The organism is Streptomyces sp. NPDC015345 (genome assembly GCF_043078805.1).
GTDB lineage: Bacteria > Actinomycetota > Actinomycetes > Streptomycetales > Streptomycetaceae > Streptomyces.
In genome coordinates this window covers 94,279-107,196 of record NZ_JBIBTX010000007.1, presented here as the reverse complement: position 1 = coordinate 107,196, position 12,918 = coordinate 94,279, and the positions used below count along the sequence as shown (strand labels likewise).

10 protein-coding genes are annotated in these 12,918 nt (G+C 72.3%); 8 read left to right on the top strand and 2 right to left on the bottom strand.

The genetic code is table 11. The features are described from left to right. Positions 1–9: 9 nt before the first annotated feature. Complete coding sequence (locus ACF062_RS27470; RefSeq protein WP_392142193.1) at positions 10–1,218, top strand: type ISP restriction/modification enzyme; 1,209 nt, start codon at positions 10–12, stop codon at positions 1,216–1,218. A 91-nt stretch (positions 1,219–1,309) separates the two neighbouring features. Here ACF062_RS27470 and ACF062_RS27465 read toward each other — a convergent pair whose 3' ends face one another. After that, positions 1,310–1,579 (bottom strand): hypothetical protein, encoded by a 270-nt coding sequence (locus ACF062_RS27465; protein WP_223773771.1) that lies wholly within the window; start codon positions 1,577–1,579, stop codon positions 1,310–1,312. 274 nt (positions 1,580–1,853) lie between these two features. Here ACF062_RS27465 and ACF062_RS27460 point away from each other — a divergent pair, with 274 nt between their 5' ends. After that, positions 1,854–3,569: a serine/threonine-protein kinase gene (locus ACF062_RS27460; protein WP_392142191.1), complete on the top strand. Its 1,716-nt coding sequence runs from the start codon at positions 1,854–1,856 to the stop codon at positions 3,567–3,569. Here ACF062_RS27460 and ACF062_RS27455 read toward each other — a convergent pair. Further along, a complete protein-coding gene (locus ACF062_RS27455) occupies positions 3,553–4,362 on the bottom strand; it encodes an SGNH/GDSL hydrolase family protein (protein ID WP_392142189.1) in 810 nt (269 codons plus the stop codon). The two genes, ACF062_RS27460 and ACF062_RS27455, sit on opposite strands and share 17 nt — an antisense overlap. 233 nt (positions 4,363–4,595) lie before the next feature. Between ACF062_RS27455 and ACF062_RS27450 the strand changes: the two genes are divergently transcribed. The 6 genes from ACF062_RS27450 (at position 4,596) to ACF062_RS27425 (ending at position 12,895) form a co-directional block, all read left to right on the top strand. Then, entirely contained in the window at positions 4,596–5,021 is a 426-nt protein-coding gene (locus ACF062_RS27450; protein WP_392142187.1) for a hypothetical protein, read from the top strand. 1 nt (position 5,022) lies between these two features. Then, positions 5,023–6,159, top strand: coding sequence for a GNAT family N-acetyltransferase (locus tag ACF062_RS27445; RefSeq protein WP_392142185.1), 1,137 nt, complete (start codon positions 5,023–5,025; stop codon positions 6,157–6,159). A gap of 359 nt (positions 6,160–6,518) precedes the next feature. Continuing rightward, positions 6,519–7,352 carry a glycosyltransferase family 2 protein gene (locus ACF062_RS27440; RefSeq protein ID WP_392142183.1) on the top strand — a complete coding sequence of 278 codons (834 nt, stop codon included), beginning with the start codon at positions 6,519–6,521 and terminating at the stop codon, positions 7,350–7,352. Beyond that, positions 7,349–8,377 (top strand): glycosyltransferase family 2 protein, encoded by a 1,029-nt coding sequence (locus ACF062_RS27435; protein ID WP_392142181.1) that lies wholly within the window; start codon positions 7,349–7,351, stop codon positions 8,375–8,377. Before ACF062_RS27440 ends, ACF062_RS27435 begins: the two co-directional genes overlap by 4 nt. Further along, positions 8,374–9,177 (top strand): polysaccharide deacetylase family protein, encoded by an 804-nt coding sequence (locus tag ACF062_RS27430; protein WP_392142179.1) that lies wholly within the window; start codon positions 8,374–8,376, stop codon positions 9,175–9,177. The genes ACF062_RS27435 and ACF062_RS27430 overlap by 4 nt, the downstream gene beginning before the upstream one ends. Then, positions 9,170–12,895, top strand: coding sequence for a lipopolysaccharide biosynthesis protein (locus tag ACF062_RS27425; RefSeq protein WP_392142177.1), 3,726 nt, complete (start codon positions 9,170–9,172; stop codon positions 12,893–12,895). The genes ACF062_RS27430 and ACF062_RS27425 overlap by 8 nt, the downstream gene beginning before the upstream one ends. Positions 12,896–12,918 lie beyond the last annotated feature (23 nt).

The following is a 12,918-nucleotide window of genomic DNA, read 5'->3' as shown; positions in this document are numbered from 1 at the left end:
CGTCGTACGATGCCGGGCGTGACGCACGACGAAGCGCCGCTGCTCGCGGACCTCATGCCGTGGTCCGTCGCACCGCTCCGGCCGGGCCGCGGGTGGCCGATGGGACCGGACGCCGCCTCTCTGAAGGCCCGCTGGGCCGCCCTCGTCCGCGCCGAGGGCGCCGAGCGCGAGGCGCTGTTCCGCCCGACCCGCTCCCGCACCCCGCACACCGCGGTCGCCCAACTCCCGGGCCACCGGGGCGGGACGGGCCGGCTCGCCGGGGAGCACGGCCCCTGCCCCGAGCCCGTCCGGATCCTGCACGGTCCCTTCGACGAGCAGTGGCTGATCCCCGACCATCGCCTCATCGACGTCGCCCGGCCCGAGCTGTGGCGGGTCGCGGGCGCGGGCCAGCTCTTCGCGGCGGAACAGGGGTACGTCCCCGGGGCCGCGGGACCCGTGGTCCTCGCCTCGGCCGTGCTGCCGGACGGCCACTCACCGGCCGGGCGGCCGGGACGGATCCGGCCGCTCTTCCGCCGCCCCGGGGGCCTTGAGCCCAATGTGACGCCGGGGCTGCTCGGGCATCTGTCGCAGGCGCTTGGCCAGGAGGTCTCGGCTCGCGCGCTGCTCGCGTGGGTGCTCGCCACGGCGTCCGGCTCGGCGGCGGGCTGCCGGGTACCGCTCACGGCCGACGCGGATCTGTGGGCCCGGGGCGTGGAGCTCGGTGAGCGGCTGCTGCGGCTGCATCTGCGCGGCGACGGCGAGCGCCCGAAGCTGCCCGGAGGGCGCAGGCCCTATGTCCGCGCGCCCCTGCCCGCGCGCCCCGGCTCACTGTCGTACGAAGCCGAGGAGCGGGTTCTGCGGGTCGGCGATGAGGGTGTGATCTCGCCGGTGCCGAAGGAGGCGTGGGAGTTCGAGGTGAGCGGGGTGCGGGTGCTCGAACGGTGGTTCGCGGCGCGCGCGGCGGGAGGGGACGCGGAGCCGGGGACGCTGGAGGCGATCCGCCCCGCCGCATGGCCGCAGGCCTGGACCTCTGAGCTGCTTGAGCTGATCACGGTTCTCGCACTGATCGCGGAACTGGCGCCGGACCAGGAGGAGTTGGCGGGGAAAGACGGTCGCCGGATCACCGTGGACGAGCTGGGCCGAGCGGGGGTACTGCCCGCGCCCGACGGGGCGCGGCGCCCCGCGTCCGTCCTCGATCACCGTGAAGAGGGACCCGGGGGGCAGTTCGCACTGATCTGAGCCGCGTGGCAGAGGGAGGGAGGAGGGGCGAGCGGGTGGGTGGGAAAGATCCGCCGCGGAGCGGCGGCTCAGTCCCGGGGACCACCCGTGATCAGCGTCCGCCGAAAAGCGTCCGCCGCAGCCTGCGCAGCGGCGCGAAGAGCGAGACGTGCCTCACTCGAGAGCCCCTGCTGCCACGGGCATGCACGGCGTCACGTGAGGTGAGCTCACGCATCAGCAGCGTCGCCTCGTGCGCCTCGCGCTGCGGGACGGCAGGGCCGCCCAGCACCGAGAGGTGACGGTCGAGGCGCGAGCTGCTCGCGCTGCTCCCACAAGTGATCGCAGGGACACGCGCCCTGCTGCGCACCGTTATCTGTTCCATGTCACTCCCCACCCGTACGAGGGCACCCGGCCCAGGGCAGGTTAACCCTATCGCCCCGTCGTGACACACGTGTATCCCGGTCGCAGGATTCACCACCCCCACAAGGAGGTTGACGATTACTCTCCGAATACAACCGATTCCAGGGCGACTTGGAGATACAGCTCGGCCGACCAGCGGTCCAGGGGTCCTTGCGTGGGCTATCTCACCTGTCGTCATCCACGCGGACAGTTGCTACTTTTGTGGAGAATCGCACCGCTGCGGATGGGGGCGCCCCGTGAGTCAGCCAGAGCGCGTGATCGCCGGGCGGTACCGCCTCCTGGCGCCGCTGGGCGAGGGCGGCATGGGCACCGTGTGGCGGGCCAGGGACGACGTGCTCGGGCGTGAGGTCGCCGTCAAGGAGGTGCGCGCGCCCACCGGGCTCCCCGCGGACGAGATCGACCGGCTGTACGCCCGCCTGGAGCGGGAGGCATGGGCCGCCGCCCGCATCCCCCACCGGAACGTGGTCACCGTCTACGACGTCGCGACGGAGGAGGGCCGCCCGTGGATCGTCATGGAGATCGTGCGGGGCCTCTCGCTCTCCGACGTGCTCGACGCGGAGGGCGCGCTGCCGCCGCGGCGCGCCGCCCGGATCGGCGCCGAGGTGCTTGCGGCCCTGCGCGCCGCCCATGACGCCGGGGTCCTGCATCGCGACGTGAAGCCCGGGAACGTACTGATCGCCAATGACGGCCGCGTGGTCCTCACGGACTTCGGCATCGCGACGGTCGAGGGCAGCTCCGCGCTGACGATGACCGGGGAGGTCGTCGGATCTCCCGAATTCCTGGCGCCGGAGCGGGCGTTGGGTCGCAGCCCCGGCCCCGCGTCCGATCTGTGGTCCCTCGGGGTGCTGCTCTACGCGGCCGTCGAGGGCAGTTCGCCGTTCCGCCGGGACACCCCGCTGAGCACGCTGCGCGCGGTCGTGGACGAGGAGCCGCCGCCCGCCCGCGCCGCGGGGCCGCTCGCCCCGGTCATCGAGGGGCTGTTGCGCAAGGACCCGGAGGAGCGGATGCCGGCCGCCGACGCCGAACGCGATCTGCGGCTCATCGTCTCGGGCGGCAGGCCGCTCACCGAGACCCCGCTCCCGCATCCGCCGACCGTCACGGCCGAACGCGGGCCGACGGGCCCCACTGCCCCCGCGCCCTTCCCCGCCGCCTCGCCCCGGCCCGCACCCGCCTCCACGGCTGCCGACACCGCGACGACCGGGCCGACGCCGCGTCGCCGCACGGCCGTCCTGATCGCCGGGCTCATCGCACTGGTGCTGACCCTCGGCGGACTCGCGTACGCGCTGATCGGCCGCGACGACGGCGGCGACGGCGGCGGCAGCAATTCGAAAGGCGCCGGTGACGGCTCGTCGGACGGCAAGGGCGGCAAGGGCGGCGAGGACGGCAAGGCAGGCGAGGGCGGTAAGGGAGGGGACGGCAGCGCGTCGGAAGGCTCGGACGGCGGGTCCGGCGGGTCCGGCGGGTCCGGCGGGGGCAAGACCGACGGCGGGAGCGGCGACAACGGCGGAAGCGGTGGCGGTACGACCCCTGCGCCCGCCCAGACCGTCAAGGTGCAGGTCTCCGGGGCCCACACCCAGTACGAGGGGCGATGTCCGCCGGCGGCCGGTCAGGCGCCGTCCTTCACGGCGGTGTTCGCGGTGGGGCGGGTGCCGGTCGAGGTCGAGTACCGCTGGGTCACGAAGACCGGGGAGCCGAGCGAGCCGGGGTGGAAGACGTTGTCCTTCCCCGCCGGGAGCGGCAGGACGAAGCAGGTGAGTCAGGTCGAGACGGCGTACGACCAGGGCGGCGGGACGTATACGAACACGATCGGCGTGGAGGTACGCGCTCCCGTCACCACCGCGTCCAACGCCGTGGCGTACTCGGTGACGTGCGAGCAGGAGACCCCGACGGGCGGGGGCTCCTACTCGCCGTACGCGTCGGTTCAGCCGGTGGGGGTCAGGCCGCCGAGGTGAACACGGGGAGGTAGCCACCGGACTGTCCGGCGGCCGTCGGGTGGTAGGACTCGCCGATGTTGAGCCAGTTCACGCTGTGCAGCCACGCGCTGCCGGAGCAGATCTCGTGGCCGGTGAAAGTGCGGGTGACGTCGCCGAAGGTGAAGCCGTGGTCGGCCGCGCGCTTGGCGGTGGCCGTGTTGAGGTAGTCGGCGGCGTCGTTGATGGCGGCCCGCTCGCGCTCGGAGAGGCCGGTCGTGCAGGAGCCGCTCAGCTTGTAGAAGCGGGGGTAGCCGAGCACCACCACGCGGGCGGCCGGAGCTTTCGCGCTGATCGCCGAGTAGACCTTGTCGAGGTTGCCGGGGAGTGTGGAGTCGACGTACGCGCGCGCCTGGGCGATGCGGGACAGGCAGCTGCTCTCGGACTGGAGCACACACGTCGTCATGACGTCGGCGAAGCCCGCGTCGTTGCCGCCGACGGTGATCGAGACGAGGCCCGTGCCGGATCCGAGCGGACCCAGCTGATTCGCCAGAACATCACCCGTACGGGCGCCCGAGCAGGCCGTGAAGTTGAAGCTGGAGGGTGAGTTCGATGCCGCCCAGAGTGCCGGGTAGGCGCGCTTGCTGCGCTTGCAGTCGCCGCTCGCGCTGTCGTAGTCGCCGGCGCCGACGCCCGAGGAGTAGGAGTCGCCGAGCGCCACATAGCCGGTGGCTGCGGCGTTCTGGTCCGCTTGAGCCGCTGTGGCCCCGGTGAGGGCGAAGGCGGCGGCGAGCAGGAGCGAGGATGTATATGCCGTGATGCGGGACAATCTCATGGAACCTCCCTTAGCAGGGTTTCCGCCTCGACCGTGGTAGCACGCACTCCGGCTCGTCGATAGTGTCCATGTCAACGATTTCCCGAACAATTCGCTTTTCCGCGCCGGGAGTTCACCCCTGTCACAGCCGTCAGGCGGGAACATCTGCACGCTTCCTCCGCGTCTTGACGGGTCGCCAGGGACTGCGCGACATTGAAGCCCGGCATCCGGCGCGTCGGGGGGCAAAGTCGCCAATGCAGACCATCGGGAGCAAGGCGCCGCCATCGGACACGGGGCGGCGCACCGGGCGGGGCCGCGACCAGGATCTGCTGCCGCTGCTCGCGGGAGCGGCCGTCGCCGTGGGGGGCGTCGGCGCGACGCTCGCGCTCGTCGACCTGAGTTCGCCGCTGCGCGGCCCCTTCACCCTCTTCTTCCTCCTCGCCGCACCCTCGGCCGCGATCGCCGCCGCGCTGCGGGCGCTCGCGCCCTTGGGCCGCGCCGTGGCCGCCGTGGCCGGCGCCGTCGCGGTCAACCTCCTCGTGGCGCAGGGCATGCTGGCGCTGCGTGTGTGGTCGGTGCGCGGCGGGGTCGTCGCCGTCACCGCCCTCAGCGCTCTCGCTCTCCTGCTGACAGTGGCACGGCGCCTGCGCCGCCGTGCGGCGAGAAGGTGGACCACCTGACGTGAACATCACCGTGCACCGCCCCGGCGAACTCACCGCCGCCGACCGGGCGGCGTGGACCGCCCTTCAGTCCAAGGCGCACCTCGACGGCTCACCCGAGCTCGCCAACCCCTTCCTCGCCCCAGAGTTCGCCCTCGCCACGGCGCACGGCCGGCGCGGGGTGCGGATCGCCGTCGTGCGCGAGGACGGTGAACCGGCGGCGTTCTTCCCCTTCCAGCGGTCCGTCACCGGCGTGGGCCGCGCCGTCGGCCTCGGCGTCTCCGACTGCCAGGGGCTGGTGCACCGTCCCGGTTTCCGCTGGGACGCCCAGGAGCTGCTGCGGGCCTGCGGGCTCGTGCTGTGGGAGTTCGATCACCTGGTCGGCGGCCAGGGTCCGTTCGAGGCGGGCGCCGCCGGCAGCTTCCCCTCCCCCGTCATGGACGTCGACCGGGGCTACGAGGTCTATCTCGGCCAACTGCGCGCCCAGTCACCGAAGTTCACCCGGACCACCCTCGCCAAGGAGCGCAGGCTCGGGCGCGACCACGGAGCGGTGCGCTACGTCCACGACGAGCGCGACCCCGGGGCCCTGGCCACCCTGATGGGCTGGAAGTCGGCGCAGTACCGCAGGACGGGACGCAGCGACCGCTTCGCGCACCCCTGGATCACCGAGCTGGTGCGCCGGCTCTTCCACACCAGGACCGGCTCGTTCGCCGGGATCCTCTCGGTGCTCTACGTGGCCGACGTCCCGGTCGCCGCGCACTTCGGGCTGCGCAGCGAGCGGGTCCTCGCCTGCTGGTTCCCCGCGTACGACCCGGCGTTCGCCAAGTACTCGCCCGGCCTTGTCCTGCACCTGCGCATGGCCGAGGCGGCCGCCGCCGACGGGATCGCGTACCTCGATCTCGGCCGCGGCCAGAAGGACTACAAGGACTCCCTGAAGACGCGCGAACTGGCCGTGTCGGAGGGGTGGGTGGCGCTGCGCCACCCGGTGGCTCTCGGGCACCGGGCGCGGCGCGCTCCGGTCCGGGCACTGCGGAACACCGTGCTGTCCAGGCCGGAATTCTTCGGACCTGCCGATAATGCGCTCAAGCGGATCGGCCAAATCCGATCCCTTGGCAAGGAGTCGGGCAAGGAGACAAGCAAGCAGCCGGGCAAGAAATAGAGCAGTCCGAATGTGACTGCATAGATTGCCCAAATCATGTAAAACGTGAGGCCGCGTTCCAGGTCTTGCCATACAGTCTCAATCATCAATACCGTCGTACATCCACCCGCAACGGTCCATCATGTAATGCGATCCAGGGGAGGGCTCAAGATCGCGATGGTACCGGCGCGGGGCGCGGTAGGGGGGTGCCGTGCCCGGTGATCGCTCTTCGGCCGGGTCACGTCCCGCGCGATGCCAGCTCACTCGGCATGCACGGAGATCTATTTCGTCATGCTCGAGTGAGAACCCCCCTTTCGAACCGGATCAATTACCGGACCGCCCGGGGGCGGGCGGTCCACCGGACGAGAGGGACCACCGACATGACTTCTTCCGTGCGCCCGGCGGACGCCGGCCAGGACCCGCTAGAAGAGATCTCCAGGAACTATCGCCCGATCTCCACGCACTTGGCGATCACGCCACCGGTGAGTGTGGTGATACCCGCGATGAACGAAGCGGAGAATCTTCCCTACGTATTCAAGACATTGCCCGACTGGATCCACGAGGTGGTCCTCGTGGACGGCGACTCCACCGATGACACGGTGGCCGTCGCCCGCGAGCTGTGGCCGGACGTGAAAGTGGTGCGCCAGCTCGGCAAGGGCAAGGGCGACGCCCTGATCACCGGCTTCGCCGCGTGCACGGGCGACATCATCGTGATGGTCGACGCCGACGGCTCCGCCGACGGCCAGGAGATCGTCTCGTACGTCTCCGCCCTCGTCTCGGGCGCGGACTTCGCCAAGGGCTCGCGGTTCGCCAACGGCGGCGGCACGGACGACATGACGCCGATCCGCAAGCTCGGCAACCACGTCCTGTGCTCCGTGGTCAACGCCAAGTTCGGCGCGCGCTACACCGACCTGTGCTACGGCTACAACGCCTTCTGGCGGCACTGCCTCGACGAGATCGAGCTCGACTGCACCGGCTTCGAGGTCGAGACCCTGATGAACATCCGGGTCGTCAAGGCCGGGCTCAAGGTGCAGGAGATCCCGAGCCACGAGTACCTGCGGATACACGGCGCCAGCAACCTCAGAGCCGTCCGCGACGGCATCCGCGTACTGAAGGTGATCCTCACCGAGCGCTCCGGCCGCGGCAGGCGCGGGGTGCGGCGCGCGGCGGCGCGGGGTCTTCCCTTCCGCAAGGGCCAGGGAGAGGTGTCTTGAGCGCGGACATATCCGTCGTCGTCTGCGTGTACACCGAGGACCGCTGGGAGGACATCCTCGCGGCGGTCGCCTCGGTGCGCGCGCAGTCACTGACGGCCCGGGAGACCCTGCTCGTGGTCGATCACAACGCCTCGCTCCTGGACCGGCTGACCGGGCAGTACAAGGAAGCCGGGGAGAGCGGTGAGGTGCGGGTGCTCGCCAACGCGGGTCCCCGCGGCCTCTCGGCGGGGCGCAACACCGGCATCGCCGCCTCGCGCGGCTCCGTCATCGCCTTCCTGGACGACGACGCCGTGGCCGAGCGGGACTGGCTGCGCCACTTCGCCGAGGGGTTCGAGGACCCGCGGGTGTTCGCCGTCGGCGGGCGCACCCTGCCCCTGTGGGAGTCGGGTCGGCGGCCTGCCTGGTTCCCCGAGGAGTTCGACTGGGTCGTCGGCTGTACGTACCGGGGGCATCCCGAGGGCCGGACACGGGTGCGCAACGTCCTCGGGGGCAACGCCTCCTTCCGCCGCTCCGCCTTCGACGTGGCCGGCGGCTTCGCGACCGGCATCGGCAGGGACGGCGACAGACGGCCGCTGGGCTGCGAGGAGACGGAGTTCTGCATCCGCCTCACCCGGGCCCGGCCGGACGCCGTCCTGCTGACCGATGACCGGGCGGTGATCCACCACCGGGTGCCCGGGGCGCGGGAGCGGTTCCGCTACTTCCGTACGAGGGCGTACGCCGAGGGCCTCTCGAAGGCGCTGGTGGCCCGGAGCGTCGGCGCGGGCAAGGGCCTTGAGTCCGAGCGGCGCTACACCACGCGGGTGCTGCCCGCCGGGGTCGGCCGCGGTCTGCGGGATGCCGTGCTCGGGCGGCCCGGCGGAGTGGGACGCGCGGGTGCCATCGTGACGGGAGTGGCCGCCGCGGCCGGGGGGTACGTACTCGGCAGCGTCCGTGCGCGCAGGGGAGCCGCCACGTTCCGCGTCGTGGAGGTCGGCGGGGAGCCGGGCGGGGTGCGGGGCACGGGCGGCGAGGGGGCTGCCGCATGAGCACGGGACCCGTGCCGATACTGATGTACCACTCGGTCGCGCGCCTGCCGAACGAGGCGACGCACGATCTGTCGGTGTCGCCCGACGCGTTCGCACGCCAGATGGAGGTGCTCGGCGAGCGGGGCTTCACTCCGCTCACCACCGCCCAGCTGGCCGCCGCCTGGCGCTCGCCGGGCGCCCCGCTGCCGGACCGCCCCGTCCTGATCACCTTCGACGACGGCTACGCGGGTGTGCACCGCCACGCGCTGCCCGTGCTCGCCAAGCACGGCTTCGCCTCCACCCTGTTCGTCTCCACGGGCTGGCTGCGCGGGGAGCACGACACCGGGGGCGGCCTCGACCTGATGCTCGACTGGGACCAGGTGCGCGAACTGGCCGCAGCGGGCACCGAGATCGGCGGGCACAGCCACACCCATCCCGAACTCGACCAGCTCCGCGACGAGGAGCTGTGGTCCGAGCTGTGCCGCTGCCGGGACATCGTGGCCGACGAGCTGGGCACCCGGCCCGCCTCCTTCGCCTATCCCTACGGCTACTCCAGCCGCCGGGTGCGCGCGCGGGTGCGGGAGGCGGGGTTCACCCAGTCGCTCGCCGTCGGCAACTCCCTGGCCCGCCGCGCCCAGGGCCCCTATGCCCTGCGACGGGTCACCGTGCGCCGCTCCACCGGGGCCGAGGAGTTCGAGCGCCTGGTGGAGGGGCGCGCCCTCGCCCGTACATTCGCCGTGGACCATGCCCTGACCAAGGGGTACGCGCTGGTCCGCAGAGCCCGACAGGTCCGCCGGAAGGCCATCCGTTCCCGTGTCTGACACGACCTCCGCCCGCGCCGGCACGTCCGGCGGGCCGCGCGGCATACGCCTGCCGGGGCCGGGCGGCGGCAGCCCGCTGTTCCGCAACGCCTACGCGCTGATGCTCAACACGGGCATCTCCGGTGTGCTCGGCGTCGGCTTCTGGCTGGCCGCCGCCCACTACTACTCGGAGTCGGCGGTCGGCCAGGGCTCGGCGGCGATCGCGGCGATGAAGCTCCTCGCGGGGCTCACCGCCCTGACCCTGACCGGCGCGCTGGCGCGGTTCATCCCGGTCGCCGGCCGCGCCACGGGCCGCCTCATCTTCCGTACCTACGCGGCCAGTTCGGTGGCGGTGGCGCTCGCCGCGGTGGTCTTTCTGCTCACCCTCGACTTGTGGGGGCCCTCGTACCGCTTCCTGCACGGGCCGGTCCACGGCGTCGGGTTCGTCCTCGCCGTCGTGGCCTGGTCGGTGCTGACCCTCCAGGACGGCGTGCTGACCGGGCTGCGCAACGCGCTGTGGGTGCCCGTCGGCAACACCGTCTTCTCCGTGGCCAAGCTGGCGCTGCTCATCGCGATGGCCGCGGCGATCCCGACCGCGGGCGTCTTCGTCTCCTGGGTCGCCTCCATCCTCGTATCGGTGATCCCTCTGGGCTGGCTGGTCTTCCGGCGTCTGGTGCCGCGCCATGTGAAGGCCACCGACGGCAGGGCGAGGCCGCCGACGCTGCGCGAGATCGGCCGTTTCCTCGCGGGCGACTACACCGGCTCGCTCTTCTCGCTGGCCGTGGTCTATCTCGTCCCGGTGATCGTCGCCTCGCAGGTCAGCTCGGTCGACAACGCGTACTTCTACATCACCACCACCATCGGCGGCACCGTCAACCTCCTCGCCATCAACATGGGCGCCTCCCTGACCGTCGAGGGCGCGCACGACCCGGCGCTGCTCGCCGCCAACACCCGTGCGGCGCTGCGCCGGATGACCGTGATCATGCTGCCGGTCTGCGGCATCCTCTTCCTGGCCGCGCCGCTCGTGCTGCGCGTGTTCGGCCAGGGGTACGCGGACGCCGCCACCGGGCTGCTGCGCTGGTTCGCGGTGGGGGCGCTGCTGCGGGTGGTCATGGAGACGTACTTCGCGGTGCGGCGCGCCCAGAGCGAGACCTCCGGGATCGCCTGGCTCCAGGGGCTGCTGTGCGTGCTGGTCCTCGGCCTCACGCTGATCCTGCTGCCGCGGATGGGGCTGACCGGCGCGGGCATCGCGGAGATCGCCGGCCTGACCGTGATCGTGGCGATCGCGGCGCCCAAGCTGTACCGCGTGACGCGGGCGGTCCCCTCGGCCGGGCCGGCCGGTGGCGTGGCGGCCCCGGTCGGGGACCTCGTCGGCCTCGGCACGCCGGACGCGCCCGCCGCCCCGCCGGGAGGCAAGGAGCGGCACGGACCCGCCTGGGCGTTGCGGGAGTCGCTGGACTCGGACACGCTTCAGCTCGCCGTACAGCTCGACTTCGAACACCAGGAACGCAGGCCGGACGTGCGGCCGGGCCCGCCCGTGGCGCAGACCGAGGGGGACGACATGGACCACCGGCCCACGTGGGCGCCGAGAACCCCGGCCGCAGGGCCTTCCTCGCCTCCTCCGGAGCCGACGGGGCCCGCGGAGCCTTCGCGGGAGGAGTCCGCCGCGCCGGGCGGCGCGGAGGAGTGCACACCCGAGGAACCCGAGGAGTCCGCTCCCCCACGCGCCCGCCGGCTCCGCGTGCTGCTCGTGGCGCTGCTGCTCGCCGCCGCGCTCGCCCTGTACTGGCTGCCCGTCCTCGGCCTCGGCGAGGAGGACCTGGACGGCATGGGCGGGCTCGGCCTGATCTCCGTGCTGCCGGTGCCGACGCTGGCCGGTGCCGCGCTCCTGGTCGTCGTGTTCGCCGTACTGCTGTGGATGGACCGGCCGCTCAAGGGCCTCCTGCTGGTGACGCTGCTCGCCACCGTCGTGTCGCTGCACGCGCTGCCCGCGGTCATCGAGGCCGAGCCGCGGTTCGCCACGGCCTGGCAGCACCTGGGCTTCCTGGAGTACATCGACCGGACGGGCACCGCGGTGCCCGACCTTGACGCGCGCTGGAGCTGGCCCGGCTTCTTCGCCGCGGCCACGTTCGTCGCAAAGGCGTGCGGTGTCTCGGACATGACCGAGGTGATCCGCTGGTGGCCGACGGCCATGCAACTGCTCTACCTGGCGCCGATGTTCCTGCTGGTGCGCTCCGTGCGGGCGGCCTGGCGCGCCAAGTGGGCGGGCCTGTGGATCTTCGTGCTGAGCGGCTGGGTCGGCCAGGACTACTTCTCCCCGCAGGGCTTCACGTATCTGCTCTACATCGCCTTCGTCGCCGTACTCCTGGTGTGGTTCCGCGCCCCGCGCGTGCTGTGGGCCAAGCGGCGTCCCGGTGAGAGCGAGGTGGAGCCGACGGGCCGCCGGGAGCGCGCGGTGCTGCTCCTGGTCCTCGTCGGCCTCTTCGCGGCGACCGTGCCCGCGCACCAGCTGACGCCGTTCGTCATGCTCGGCGTCCTCACGGTGCTCGTCCTGGTCGGCCGCTCGGAGCTGCGCGGCCTGCCGACGCTCTTCACGGTGATGGTCCTCAGCTGGCTGGGCTTCCTCGCCGAGCCGTACTGGTCCGGGCATTTCGACGAACTGTTCGGCGGGGTCGGCGGCGTCGGCGGCAATGTGTCGTCCTCGGTCTCCGGGCGCATCGAGGGCGGCAGCTCGACGCACCAACTGGTGCTGTACGCGCGCGTGGCGATGGCCGGCGCCGTCCTGGCGTTCGCCTGCTGGGGCTGGTGGCGGCGGCGCTTCTGCCGGTACGGCGAGCGCTCGCTGCTCGTCCTCACCTTCGTGCCGTTCCTCGGTTTCGCCATGCAGTCGTACGGCGGTGAGATGGCCCTGCGGGTCTTCATGTTCGCGCTGCCGGGCGCGGCCCTGCTCGCCGGGCTCGCGCTGTTCCCGCGCGCGGGTGTCACCGCCGACGAGCGGGACCGCGACCGGGTGAGCCTCGCCCCGCTGGCCGCGCTGATGGCCGGGCTCGTGCTGATGGGCGGCTTCCTCGTGGCGCGCTGGGGCAACGAACCCTTCGAGCGGATCCGGCCCGGCGAGGTCGCGGCGATGGAGTACGTGTACGCGCACGACGACCCGACGGTGCGGCTGCTCTGGATGAGCGACGACACCGTCGAGAACGTGACGCCGGCGATGCCGTGGGGTGCCCGTGACATGGAGAAGATCAGTTACGTCCCCACGCTCGCGCCCGCCGACCCGGTCCTGGTCTCCGGACTGGTGAAGGCGCTCAGGGACGCGGGGCCGCAGTCGTACCTGATGATCAACCGCAGCCAGTCGATCTCTCTCCAGCTGGACGCGGGCTATTCGCCGACGTGGGAGCAGCGGCTGCTGCGCCACCTCGACGACCGCCGGGAGCTGAAGAAGGTCTTCGCCAACGACGACGCGTCCCTCTACAGCCTGCGGGAGCAGCCGGACGGCAGGGTGCCCGAGGCCGACCCGGGGCCGGTGGGGCCGAAGGTGACGTGGACGCCGTGGTCGGTGGTGGGCGCGCTCGCCGCCGTCGCGCTGGTGCTGCTGCTCACCACGCGCGAGGTGGTGCGGGTCGCGGCGGCGCCGGGCGTGCGGCAGCAGCGGTGGCTCCAGAGCAGCTTCTGGTTCTCGCTGCCGCTGCTCGCGGTGCTGCTGGCGTCGCTGATCCAGCGGTTCTTGTCGATGGCGTGAGTCGGGAGTGACGGCGGGGCGGG